The following is a 13,581-nucleotide window of genomic DNA, read 5'->3' on the forward strand; positions in this document are numbered from 1 at the left end:
CATTATTCACCCCAAATATCCAAGTTTTTCTTTTTGTTCGTCTTCTTTGATCCATACTTCTTTGAGTTTACTTACTTGTTTGCGTAAATCTTTTCTGAAGGGTTTCCAAAAATCAAATACTGACTTGATGAACTTTGCATTTTCTTTATCACTATCATATATACTTATTTCTACAGCCCACCGATTAAAAAACATTATTTGTTTATACAAAACCATTAATTGGTCTCGTTCTTGATCTGTAAATGTTGAAGATTCAATCATTATACAAAACTTACTATCTGGATGTATTAACTCATCAAGTATGCTTCCAGAATGTTCTACATACTCATAAATTTTATTTCGGATATTTCTTAGAATAAACGGCTCTGTTTCAGCTTTACTTATTTCAAAATAATCATCCATAACATTAAAATCAGGTAAATCAAATTTCTTTTTTATTAGTCCATATTCTTTTTTCATATCAGATGTAAATTTAGAATTGCTTTATAAATATTTGCCTATACATAATTTTGCTTAAATATACAAATTAAATAAAATTAAGAACCATAAATCTAAATAACATTTTAACCCTAACTAACGTCAAAAACCTAACAAAACGCCTATAATTAGGATATAGAACACAAAAAACTTTATAAATGAGCCCCAATTTTGCCTAACTTAACTAAAAATGTAGGGGTCTAAATTTCAGACACTTACAAACTGCCTCCGTGGCTTAGTGGCTATAGCGGCTGACTTGTAAACCAACATAATACCCAAAATTGTTGACCAAGCAATCAGCAGGTCGCGAGTTCAACTCTCGCCGGAGGCTTTCTTATTTCTAAACGTAAACTTAACTTAGTTAGTGAGTTAGCTAACTTTACAGTCTGGCTAAATAGAAAAAGTACTCTAAAACACACCATAACAAAATAAATCAATATACTAAAAAACTGAATTAACACAAACACGTTTTCAAGATTCAAGAAATAATCAACAGATTTAATTCAAGATACTAATTTATTTCAATAAAATGATTAATTAAGAGTTAAATTTTTCTCCAATAAAAAAAGAACCCGCATAGAGAGTGGCACCTACTAAACCGATTATAATATTTGGGGTATAATCTCCTTCTTGACCCAAAAACTGAAAAAAATCCCTGCCCATAAATTTACTAATCGCATCTACACAAGCAAAAGATATTGCCAAAGTACCCGCACCATAGGTTATTTTTTCTACGCAAATACCAATACTATGTTTTGAATATTCCCAACAATATTTTAATATTGCTTTTGGTGATCTAACCTTCAACACATTTCCTAAAAGACCCATTTTATCTTTAGCTTTTTCAATACTTGCAGATTTAACACCTGCATATCTCATATATTCTAGGTCAACAAGAATTGGTCTTTCTTCTTTATCTAAAACAAAATCAAAGGCACCTACTTCTTCTTCATACAAATATCCTAATTCATGAACCTTTTCCATTGTTTCAAGCATTTGCTTTTTCAGTTCAGACGTTATTACTGCTCCAGCTAGTGTTGGCCCTGGCAATAGTTCCTTAATTACATAATGTAAATCACCTTTCCCTTCCATTCCTTCATGATCACGACTTTTATTTGTTCTAATTGTTCCTGAATCAACGTAACCAACAATCCCAGGAATATTTTTTAACAATTCAAGATATCTTGCTTCATTAAGTATATTATTTTGACTGCAAACTAAAGGATGATCAAAATTAAATTTCATAATATACTTTTTACCCTCTTTTTCAACAATCCAAACTGGATGTTTTGTTGTAATTTCAGCTATTGGTCCTACAACTCTAAAACCTTTTTCAGCTAATAAAATCTCTTCTAAATCACCAAAATATTCTTTTTCTCCATCAATAAAAGGTCTAGTACTTACCATATATTAATTATACCCCCACAGATATTTATGAAGTTTTCGTCACAAAATTAATTCAAAATAATAAAATAATATATTAAATTCTTATATTGATTTAATAATAAAAGCTTACAAGAACACACGAAAATTTCTTATAAAATAACAAATAAAAACAAGTATAACAACCTAAAAAAAAACCCCAAATAAACATTTATCACTTAAATTCTAAGCAAAAATTTATATTATCCAAAATTATCTGTAGTAATTACATGCAAGCATGCCAAAGTTCTAATGTTTACAGGCTAGAAGATTATGTAGCTCAAAACTTTCGAACAGAACCAGAAGTATTAATGCAAAATCCTGCCAAAGGATTTGTAAATTCTATTAGCCCTACAGGATACATTACAACAGTAACACAAGAACTTAAAACACGCGGAGAAGTTTATAGTAAAATAGAATTAACTTCTATAAGAGCTCACCTTAAAGACGCATATGCGCAAGTCAAACATAAAAAAAATAAGTCTTTACTTTCAAATTATCGTTCATCTTTAGCAAGAATTGCCAGGTTTAGTTTTCAAGCAGAAATGACAGAAGGAAAAACATTAGATGAACTCTTAACATCTACTAAAACAAATGAATATCAAAAATTTATTTTAGCAAAATATCATTTAGCAAACCAAAGCTATACTAAACTTAGATCTTCTAAAGGTTTAGCGTCTATTGATCGTGCATGCAGATTAACTAATGAAATTTTAGAAACTAAATTAAGAACAGATCAAAAAGTAACATTTGGCGAACAAAAAGCTTATGATGCACTAATGACTGAATTAATGGATATCAGAATATCTGCTAAATATCATGAACCTGCTAAGTTTGAAGAATTAACCCTCGTTCACGAAACAAATTTAGATCTTCCTCCACAAACTATAATTCCTGAAATTAGTCATCCCTTAATTGATCAAATTGGATATTTTACACGCAGACATGCTAGTAGTTTTTTATTTATGTGTGGAGTTGTAGTTCTTGCCTGGCAATTCCAAATGAATTGTGCTTCAAATAAATATGTTCATGCATCATCTTCCACTGCCAAAATCCAACTAGATCCAAATTATGGCAATTCAACGAGTCAAAAAACTCTTATTCTTAAACCAAACAAGATCACACCACAAACACAACCGCCTATTTTAACTAAACAAGAAGTTCTTCCGCCTGGAAAGTATAGAGTTCAAAAAGGAGATATTTTGTGGAATCTTGCTCAACAATTCAGAGGAGATCCTGATACCTGGGAAAATATGGCTGAAGAATCAGACGTTGAAGAACCAACTTTGCTACAAATAGGAACAATAATTAATAAAATATCTCAAAAAAAAAACTCAGATAATACAAGTTAAAAAAAAAAAAATAATTCAAATAACTTAATTCTAAATCAACAAATCTTTACGATGAATTGAATTTTTCAAAATATGAGAAAAATTATTTATTTGATATTCTGTTCTCATATCTTTTGAAGTTTTTGTAATTTTGGCTCGCACATCACCACTAACACCCCTAGAATTCACAGCAGAGTTTGAATCAATTCTACTATCAATTAAATCAGGATTGATCGCACTAACACTTTTTGTTTTTCTTGTACTTTGAACTTTAGTAGAAGAACTATTGCTCTTTTCCGATTTAGATTCTTCTTGAGCAGCAGGAGTGTTTCCAGCACCATTTCTATCACTACAAACTGGATCAATAGGATTCATAGTTATGGACAATATCAGATTATTTTGTAATTCGACTCCATAATGTACTGCTCGATCTTTATATCCGCTCTTGATTGCTTCAACAGCATAAAATCCAGGTTCTAAATCAAATTTCACATTCTGTGAATTAAAAGTAATTGTTTTTGATGCCAAAAGTGCAGTATCAATCCCAGTTATTATTTCATTGTTTTCATCTGTTTCTGCATTTTCATATATGTTAACAATTACAGGACTAATCCAATAATATTCCTCACAAGAAAAAGCATTTACTCTTACTTTTAATTCTCCAGTTTCAATAGTTTCAGCTACGCATTCGCCATCTTCACAACCAAACTCACATTCTTGTTTGAGCGTATATTCAGTGTTTTCAATACAAGTAGATTCTGGTGTCCCCGCACTCAAACAAGTGTAACTTATGAAATCACCATAAACATTTTCATAAGTATTATCACAAACTAAATTATTTAACCAACCATCACTGCCACAATCATCATCTGTTGAACAAATAGGTTCCGACCAACCACAAGCATCAGATTCTAAAGAAACTAAATCAAACTCGCATTCTCCGACCACACAACTACCTTCATAGTAGGAATAGCCCTCACAGTAATTATCACAAACAACCGTGTCGCAAGGATCACTTAAACACGCACCAGAGTCACATCCAAACTCACATACTTCTTGTAATTCGGAAACAACTTCGCAATTTTCTTGTACGTAATCTGCATAAACTTCATTTACAGATTCAGAAGAACAATAAGGTTCTAATACTTGACTTTCACAAACAGAATCATCAAAAACATCCCCCATAATTGAAATCATAGACGGTGAATGAATTGGATTAGCCCCATAGGTGTAAGCTATTTCACCAATAAACTCATCAAACTCATCAAAAAATAATGCATTTAAGATATTACCAATGCTATCATAAGCATAATTTATGTTGTAATCCGTATCAGATTCATCCAAATCCTCAGATATTTTTTCTGCACTCATTAAACGATTCAGATCATCATACCCCATAGAGTATTCAATACTGTTAACTGCATCGGTTATACCTAACAAATTTAATACTAAATCATATTCATAACTTAAATCTTGCATTACTTCTTCTGTCGAAGGATTTTTTGTTTTTATTTCTTCTAATTTATGAATTTGACTATCATAATCATATTTGGTTTGTAATGAATTATCATATTCTCTTAAAACAATACTTCCATGCTCATCATAGTCAATATTTGGCAATACTTCACTTATTGATTCAAGTTCTCCCTGATTATTATATTCATAATCTACAAGTTCACCATTAGGTAGCGTTTTAGAAATCACCCTATCTACATTATCATAAGTATATGAAGTTACAAAATCAATCCCATCAATTGTTTGAGTTTCCTGTGTAAGTCTTAAACGAGAATCATATTCATAGTTTTTTTCAACAACTGATGTAGTAATTGAGGATAATGTTCCTATTTTATCTAAATCATAAACATATGTGGTCATCTCACCATCTGCAGTTCTTGAAATTTCCCTATTCAAGTCATCATATTGAATAGTTACAATATTTCCTTCATCATCTTGTTGTTCAATTAAATTTCCTTCCAAGTCATAAACATAATTCCAAGTTCCAGAATTCGGAGTTATTGCAGTTATTCGACGACCAAAAGTATCATACTCATAATTAATTTCATTGTTTTGATCATCAATAACTTTTAATAATCTGCCTAATGAATCATACTCATAATTTGTTACGTATTGCTCTCCTTCATCGTATTCTATAACTTGTTTAATATTTCCATAAGCATCTTTTACATAATCATGACGAACATTATTTTGATCATAAATAGATATTGTTAATTTATCATATTCCATATTTATTTCAGACCCATCAGGATGTGTCAATTTAACAATTCTCCCAACAGGATCGTATTCATAAATTGTTTCTATATTGTACGAAACAAAATTACCAAAATTAGGACTGGAAAATAGTACAGGATTTTCTTCACTACTTAATCTACCCATATTATCATAATGATATTGATTTAAAATCCATTGATTATTTTCAGATTCAGTTCTTGTTTCAATTAATCTTCCAAAACCACCATAATACATATAACTATCAAATGTTCCCAAACTATTTTCTTTAACTTTAGTTATAACACTCTCAGGAGCAATCCCATTAACTTCATATATGTATTCTATGCTAGGACTAATTGTACTATCTCCTTGTCGTATTTCTTTTATTTTCCGTCCAAAAGCATCATAAACATAATTAACAGAATTACCATTCGGATCAGTTACTGAACTTAATTGTCCTGTTGAATAATCATATACATAATTTATTTCTTGATCTAATGGATTAGTTTCTTTAATCATATAAGTGAACGTAGAGTCATATTCATATTCAGTCTCGTGTTCATTTGGAGATATTACTGAAATTAAATTTCCATGAGAATCATAATCATAACTCACTGCAATATTTTCTCCACCGTCAAGATTTACTTGAGATTCATAAATTAAGTCTTTGTTATTGTACTCATAATATTTGTGCAATAACAACTGATCAGATGAATCAAATATTTTATGTTCTGTTGGTTGATAAAAAATCCAATTTGCAAAATCATAATTATATTGATATGTTTCAGTTTTTTCATCTCCAAAAATAGCAATATTTCCAACATAATTTATTTGAATAACATTACCGTATGAATCGTATTCGTATTCAGTAGCAGTAATATGTGGTCCATTAGAATCTCCATCATAAATGCGAACTGTTTCATGTTCTAAATTTACTTGATATATCCCATTTTCTTCAGATACCCCAAATGTTCTTTCAACTTTTTGATATGGATCAGTTGATGGTAATTCTTCAATCAAAGTAAAATATTCTCGTCCTTTTTTTGCTTTGTCTTGATGAAATTTGTGTTCAATTCTATTATATGCTCCACCAGGATATTCATTTACTTCTTTAACAATTTCAAAGCCCATAAATTCACCATGTTCTGAATCATATTTACCATTTTCATAAAAATAACTTTTAATTTCATAAACTTGTTTAGAACCGGATAAACCATTATTTTTAGTAATATAATTTACAACCCATCCATTAAAACTTAAATCACTAATATCATCAGATCCAGTGTTATCTAAACTCGGAATATTTTTATAATTAATATTAGTTGTTCCACCCATTGCACTTTTTACAGTTTTTAACAAATTTTGTTTCCCATAATTATTAATCCAAGTTTTTCTTTCGCTAGACGAAGAACTTGCAGCTTTTACAATATCAGGCATCCCATCACCATTAACATCAGCAATTGTGGTAGTCATATTAAATTGAACTTCGTTAGGAATATCCCAATTAAAATTTTCTTCCCAGCCAATACCTCGATTTAACCATACTTGTTCTTCATCCTTATTTTTTTTCAAAATATCTACAAAACCATCCCCATTAATATCAACTAGTTGAACTCCGTGATGTTTTTTTTGTTTTACAAAAAATATGTCTTCAGGTAAATCCCAAACTTCTTGTTCACCCCAACCATCACCAGTATTAAGCCATGTTTCTCTATAAAAATTTGCAGCCCAAACTAAATCAACAAGACCATCTCCATTAACATCTGCAAGTCGTTTTCCTTCGTCTTCCCCATCACTTCCAACAAAATCATATATGTTAAAATTTAAACTCCAATCAGATGTTGTAGTCCAACCAGATTCGAGATTAAGATATCTTGTAAATAATGGATATCCAGTAATAATATCTGTTCGTCCATCACCATTTAAATCTGCAAGTCTTATCCCATTGTCAACCATATGAGCATCCACTGAACATTTTATTTGATATGAATCAACATCAATTACGTCAGCTTCATAAACTTCTAATGTAAGAAATTCTGCTTTATTCAAATATACTTCAGAATCATCACAAGGTTGATCATAACCTAACGCTTCATACCAACTACTTTCAAGATCCCAATCAGGATCTTCATAATAACCTGATTGAACTTTTGCTTTAGTTGATTGATCTTCACAGCCATAACCGCAAATATTATCTAAAGAACTTGTATGACAAATTTCCCATTCAGGAGCGCAATAAGCTTCAAAATCTGAATTTGCAAAATGAGTTTTAGTACTTGTAGCAAAATCATCATTTGCAGATTCTTTAGCAAATAAATAATCATATTGAAAATCTCCAGATTCAAATGGAGGATATAATTCACCATACCAATGTTTAGTTACGCCCATAGGAGGAACAGTTGCTAACCAAGAGTCTTCATCAAAAGAAGGAGTGTAGATTGTTGCAAAAATAATTCCATCTCCATCAGTGGAAGAATCTCCAGAATAACATTCATCATCATTAACTTCTAAGTCAACATCGTTAGGAGTATCCACAATAAATTTATAACATTTAGATCCGGAAGTTGGTTTATATGATCCTGCATAATCTTTTATTTCACTATCTCCTGCTTCAGAATAGCCAGTAGATGTTTCTTCAAAAACTAAATTCCAATCAGCATCGCAAACTTCTATATTATTTCCCTCACAAGTTCTAGCACAATAATAATTATTACATTCAACTCCTTGATTTGAACCCATTTCACAATCCGCAGGATCACATTCATCATAATTACTTAATTCAATAAAAGATATATCAGACAATAAAGAAGGAATACTTATTGTTGAAAAATCATCACCATCATTAAGACGCATTCCTTTAAAAATAGTTGATCCTTCAACTGCCTTAAACAAATCTATTTTTCCATCCCCATTAAAATCACCAAACCTAACACCTAAATCCCTATTATCGTCATCAACAAATCCCCCCTCAATTATTGGTGGATAAACTTGTGAATATGAATTAAATCCAAGCCCATTATTTTTCCAAACATTAGTTTGAGAAGAAGTTGTTTTTACTAAATCATTAAGTCCATCTCCATTTATGTCAAATAGCCTAACGCCCCTATCATTAATTTCTCCAAATTGTGCGCCATTAGGAACTTTCCAAGAATTATCTAGAGTCCAACCAGGTTCATTATCAAAATAATCAAACTCAACATCATTATAATAAACTGATCCACCTTCGCCATATTCAGTTATTTTTGTTAGTAATTTTGTTTTATCTTCAGTTGAGTATTCAAGATCATATCGTTTAATAATATTTGCATCATAATTACTTCTAATATCAATATGATCAACCAATACTGATTCAAAAACTTTTGTTCCATATTTATATCCATTAAATCCAATATGCGAATCAAAATCATACATAAAAGTTATTGAATATTGTCCATAACTAATTTTTGTTAATACGGGCTCATCATACAACCAAGGAACTGATAAATAAGTATAATAAATTTTATTTGAGTGTACATCTTCAATTTCTTTTAAAAACCATCTTGAAGTGTAATCTTCCAAAACTGATTCTTGTTTTGTGGTGTCAGATCCCCCAAAAGTATATTTTACTCCATCTTTAGTTTTTAATGTCCATTGCTCAGAAGATGAACTATACAATGCCAATAAATAACTATCATATTCAGTTTTATACCCTCCTTCAGAAGAATCATAAATAAGTTTAGTATCACTTCCACCCATAATTAAATGATATTCGTCATCAGTCGTGTCAGATCTAGTTGAATTTGTATCTCTATATATTACAAAATCATTTAGTGACCAACCAATTCCAACTTTACCAGAATATTTTGATTGATGATTATAGTTTAATGAAACTGACGGTTGAAAACCATTTATGCCTGGCAAACCATTAATAGAATAAGAATAAGTAGCAGAACCAGTAAACAAATTATTTGTAAACGTCCCATCCGAACTTAACTGCTCAGTCTGTACTGATTTTGGTTCAGTATAAGTCAGGGGATTATCTGCAATTGCTACAGGAGATAACAATATCAAAGCTATCATCAATATTGTTACAGGCATTGTTAGTTTTGTTTTGTTTAGTTTCATTTTTTCAACCGATTTTTTAAATATAAATTATTAAAATAAATTATTAAAAACATTTAAAAAACTTAAAAAATTAAAATAACTTAAAAAAAATTATTTAGGAGGAATATAGTAAATTGGTTTTCCCGCATTATCAAACAAACCTTTTTCTTTTGTTATTTTTGATTTAAGTATGTCTCCAGTTCCACCAGAGTTAAGCCAAGAGTCATATCTAACATAACCTTTCCATGTCCATTTCCTAATTGTTTTACCCAAATTTACTGCTTTTTTCAAGTAAGCATTCTCAGATAATTTACCATAGCCATGTTTCCAATAATGATATTTGAAAGAATCCTTTGCAGTATCAAACGTTCCTTTATTCCATTTCCATGCAGAACTCATCGGAGCTTTCACAACATTATTTCCTGAAAGAACTGTATTTCTTGCAGAAGACGACGTACTTTTTCGAATTCCCGCCACAATATCATCCACCGAATTTAATGCTTTTGCATTTTTGTAAGTAACACCGGGCAAAGTTGCACATACTGCCAACAATTCATAATCTGACTCAGACAGGGTTTCTTGTGAAAATAAAGTTTGATGTGTAAAAGTAGCCCAAACATCAGAAATATCTCCGCTAACAGGTAACATTTCTAAAGTATTACCAATAAAATCCATAACAGGTGCAACCGCATCAGCAACAGTGGTGCCAAAATCCATCACTGAATTATATGCATCTCCCGCAACATCTGCAACATAATTGGTTGCATCTGTAACAGTATCAACAACTGAGTCCCACATCGCACCAATAGAAAAATGTCCTGATGGATCAATGTATTTGTAGGGATTGTTTTTTACATAAGAATATTTATTTAGTGACTGAGGATTATAAACTGAAGGAATTACTGAATCAGGTTGAGTAAATTTTCTTAAAAAAGGATCATAATATCTTGCGCCATAATAATAAAGTCCTGTTTTATCAAGTTCTTTTCCAGTGTACAAAAACTTTTCATCCCCTCCAAAAATTACTGCACCAAATGGCAAGTATCTTGTTTCTTCAACAATTTCTCCTGCAGAATTAGTCATTAAATTAGTACTACCTAAATGATCAGGATGATAAAAATACATTTCCCCATCAAAATCTTTTTTACCAACCTGTTGAATAGAATTATAATAATAAACTTGATCAAACGTTCCAGAAGAATTAACAACCCGAATAAAATCACCAACATAATAAGTTGTTTGAATACCATCTAAATATTCAATTTTTTTAATTCGACTTCCTGATTCATCATAAAAATATTCTTCAAGCAATACTCCAGTTGAAGAATAAACTTTTTCTAACTGATTTAAACTATTATATTCATAACTATTATCTTTTCCAACAATTAAATTACCTAAAGAATCATATTCTAAAGAAACATTTTGCATAGAAAAAACTAAATTGATATTAATAATGCCAAATAAGATCACAACAATAAGCGCGATAAATTTTTTAATTGGAAAACTCAATTTTCCACCCCACATTAAAACTTAAATATTTACGCAGTAGTTTAAATACCCTGCAGAGATAATAAAACTTACCTAGCCTATGAACGATAAAGTTTCCAATGTTCCAACTTATTTTAAATATATTCATTTTCCATTTAATAGCTTAAAAATATCAACAAAGGTTTCAGCAACTTCAACAATATGTGAATTTTTATATGGCTCAATTTTACCTTTTACATTCTTAATTAATTTTCCAACTTCAGGATCTAATTTATAATATTCATGATTATAATGAAATACATCATATCCTTGATGAGGAGTATCAAATCTGAATCTTTCAACAACATCATCACTTGTTTGTATAACTTTTCCAGGCCCACCCAACCCAATTTTTGAAGGATCTTTAATGTGTTTAGGATATCCAGAGGTTAATAATTCATCAACTTGGGTTTTTGTTCCTTGCGACAGTTCATCTATATACCTTGCTGCTTCATCCCACCCTTTACTAATTAATTCAGATCCATAATTTAGTACAGTTTTAGCTGTTTTTTTTGTTGTTTGAACTATCGCACTTGCAGCATCAGCAACTACTGGTGCCCCAACACGAACAGCAGGACCTGCCCCAGTAACCACAGGAGCAACAAGACCCGCACCATCAGCAATTAATGCCAACCAATTAATTGCATTGTATGGATCTTCAGATAATTGAGTTAAATCATATCCTATAAGACTCATATCAATAGCACTTTCAACATAATTCCCACTTGGATCTATGTATTTGTAAGGATTGTTTTTTACGTATGAGTATTTGTTTAATGATTGAGGATCATAAACTGAAGGAATTACTGAATCTGGTTGAGTAAATTTTCTTAAAAAAGAATCATAATATCTTGCACCATAATAATAAAGTCCTGTTTTATCAAGTTCTTTTCCATTGTACAAAAATTTTTCATCCCCTCTAAAAATAACTGCACCAAATGGCAAGTATCTTGTTTCTTCAACAATTTCTCCTGCAGAATTAGTCATTAAATTTGTACTACCTAAATGATCTGGATGATAAAAATACATTTCCCCATCAAAATCTTTTTTTCCAACTTGTTGAATAGAATTATAATAATAAACTTGATCAAATTCCCCAGAAGAATTAACAACCCTAATAAAATCACCAACATAATAAGTTGTTTGAACTTCATTCAAATATTCAATTTTTTTAATTCGACTTCCTGATTCATCATAAAAATATTCTTCAAGCAACACTCCAGTTGAAGAATAAACTTTTTCTAACTGATTTAAACTATCATATTCATAACTATTATCTTTTCCAACAATTAAATTACCTAACAAATCATATTCTAAAAAAACATTTTGCATAGAAAAAACTAAATTGATATTAATAATACCCAATAAAATCATAACAATAAGCGCTATAAATTTTTTAATTGGAAAACTCAAGTTTCCACCCCACATTAAAATATATTTGTTACGCAATACTTCAAATGACCTAGATATATAATAAATCTTACCTAGTTCATAAACGATATTATTATAAATAAGAAACCCAAAACTATACCTTATGTGGGTTGCTAAAGTTAAAATAGTGCACAAAGAATGCATAACCAGTCAACTAACAAAAAAACATAATGTAACTAACCTAGTTTATGGTTTAAGAACTTATGAAGATAAAACACACATATATTTTAATGTAATTCATTTTCCACGCGGCGAAGATAAAAACGTTAAAGCGTTTATCAAAGAAGTTAAAAAAGATAAACGAATGGTTAAATTTGAAGAAAGTGAAGGAATGTTTTTCACATTATTTAAAGAACCTAAAAAAAATAAACATCTTTCTGATTTTTTCAATCCAAAAATATTCTATCTTAAACCAGATATTAACACACCAACAGGTCATGAGATTTTTGAGGTTGCTAGTTGGGATCGTAAAGAACTACAAAAATTTGTTGACATGACAAAAAAACACATGCAAGGAGAAATTCTTAAACTTAAAGAAGAAAAAATTGTCGATTTCTTTTTTCCTCACTTAACTGCTAAATTAACAAATAAACAAAGAACAGCAATTTCTTTAGCTAATCAATATGGCTATTATGATTACCCTAGAAAAATTGATCAAGATCAGTTAGCAAAACTTATGAAAACTTCAAAATCAACTTTCCAATATCACTTAAGAATTGCAGAAAAAAAAATAATGCCTTTTCTTTTAGGCAACTATCAAATGTTAAATGAATAAGCAAATTATAAACTGACTAATTCAATATTAACTACAAATACTTTAAACTCAAATAAACTGAATATGCTGTTCCAATAACTTTTTCCCAATTATCTAAAACAACATCCGAAATATCTTCAAAATTATCTTTATCAGGAAGATGAGTTAACGCTACTGAAAAACTTCTAGCCAAGCTTAGATCCACATCTGTGTAGATAAAAGAAAGATCATCTAATTGTCTTAGCACAACTTGAAATCTATTTGGTTTAGGCCTGCACCGATACTTTTCTTTAAAGTATTCTTCATTTCTTTTTTCTAATTCCATGT

The 13,581-nt window shown here is 30.1% G+C and carries 8 protein-coding genes and 1 tRNA gene; 3 read left to right on the forward strand and 6 right to left on the reverse strand.

Annotated elements, in window-relative coordinates; genetic code table 11:
* Nucleotides 1-6: 6 nt before the first annotated feature.
* Nucleotides 7-459 (reverse strand): hypothetical protein, encoded by a 453-nt coding sequence (locus tag HN587_00875; GenBank protein ID MBT7902385.1) that lies wholly within the window; start codon nucleotides 457-459, stop codon nucleotides 7-9.
* A 242-nt stretch (nucleotides 460-701) separates the two neighbouring features.
* On the opposite strand from HN587_00875, the gene HN587_00880 reads away from it, so the two are divergent.
* Nucleotides 702-808 (forward strand) — tRNA-Thr (locus HN587_00880).
* Nucleotides 809-1,014: 206 nt separating this feature from the next.
* Here HN587_00880 and HN587_00885 read toward each other — a convergent pair.
* Nucleotides 1,015-1,884 (reverse strand): hypothetical protein, encoded by an 870-nt coding sequence (locus HN587_00885; protein ID MBT7902386.1) that lies wholly within the window; start codon nucleotides 1,882-1,884, stop codon nucleotides 1,015-1,017.
* Between the two features lie 245 nt (nucleotides 1,885-2,129).
* Here HN587_00885 and HN587_00890 point away from each other — a divergent pair, with 245 nt between their 5' ends.
* Nucleotides 2,130-3,251, forward strand: a complete 1,122-nt coding sequence (locus HN587_00890; GenBank protein ID MBT7902387.1) for a LysM peptidoglycan-binding domain-containing protein — start codon at nucleotides 2,130-2,132, stop codon at nucleotides 3,249-3,251.
* 30 nt (nucleotides 3,252-3,281) lie between these two features.
* Here the strand turns inward: HN587_00890 and HN587_00895 are convergent, their stop codons facing one another.
* From HN587_00895 to HN587_00905, 3 genes are all read right to left on the reverse strand, one after another.
* Nucleotides 3,282-9,563, reverse strand: coding sequence for a hypothetical protein (locus HN587_00895; protein MBT7902388.1), 6,282 nt, complete (start codon nucleotides 9,561-9,563; stop codon nucleotides 3,282-3,284).
* A gap of 90 nt (nucleotides 9,564-9,653) precedes the next feature.
* Entirely contained in the window at nucleotides 9,654-11,051 is a 1,398-nt protein-coding gene (locus HN587_00900; GenBank protein ID MBT7902389.1) for a hypothetical protein, read from the reverse strand.
* 123 nt (nucleotides 11,052-11,174) lie between these two features.
* The gene (locus tag HN587_00905; protein ID MBT7902390.1) at nucleotides 11,175-12,482 is read right to left on the reverse strand and encodes a hypothetical protein; all 1,308 of its coding nucleotides are present in this window, start codon (nucleotides 12,480-12,482) and stop codon (nucleotides 11,175-11,177) included.
* 121 nt (nucleotides 12,483-12,603) lie between these two features.
* On the opposite strand from HN587_00905, the gene HN587_00910 reads away from it, so the two are divergent.
* Nucleotides 12,604-13,275 carry a hypothetical protein gene (locus HN587_00910; protein MBT7902391.1) on the forward strand — a complete coding sequence of 224 codons (672 nt, stop codon included), beginning with the start codon at nucleotides 12,604-12,606 and terminating at the stop codon, nucleotides 13,273-13,275.
* 31 nt (nucleotides 13,276-13,306) lie between these two features.
* On the opposite strand, the gene HN587_00915 is transcribed toward HN587_00910, so the two are convergent.
* Nucleotides 13,307-13,579 carry a hypothetical protein gene (locus HN587_00915; GenBank protein MBT7902392.1) on the reverse strand — a complete coding sequence of 91 codons (273 nt, stop codon included), beginning with the start codon at nucleotides 13,577-13,579 and terminating at the stop codon, nucleotides 13,307-13,309.
* Nucleotides 13,580-13,581: the final 2 nt, after the last annotated feature.

Source organism: Candidatus Woesearchaeota archaeon (assembly GCA_018675335.1).
Classification (GTDB): Archaea; Nanobdellota; Nanobdellia; order Woesearchaeales; family UBA11576; genus JABJCP01.

What these genes read in the sequence shown, in the direction of transcription:
- HN587_00875 (MBT7902385.1), bottom strand. Translation starts at nt 459, where the DNA reads ATGAAAAAAGAATATGGACTAATAAAAAAGAAATTTGATTTACCTGAT.
- HN587_00910 (MBT7902391.1), top strand. Translation starts at nt 12,604, where the DNA reads ATGTGGGTTGCTAAAGTTAAAATAGTGCACAAAGAATGCATAACCAGT.
- HN587_00895 (MBT7902388.1), bottom strand. Translation starts at nt 9,563, where the DNA reads ATGAAACTAAACAAAACAAAACTAACAATGCCTGTAACAATATTGATG.
- HN587_00885 (MBT7902386.1), bottom strand. Translation starts at nt 1,884, where the DNA reads ATGGTAAGTACTAGACCTTTTATTGATGGAGAAAAAGAATATTTTGGT.
- HN587_00890 (MBT7902387.1), top strand. Translation starts at nt 2,130, where the DNA reads ATGCAAGCATGCCAAAGTTCTAATGTTTACAGGCTAGAAGATTATGTA.
- HN587_00915 (MBT7902392.1), bottom strand. Translation starts at nt 13,579, where the DNA reads ATGGAATTAGAAAAAAGAAATGAAGAATACTTTAAAGAAAAGTATCGG.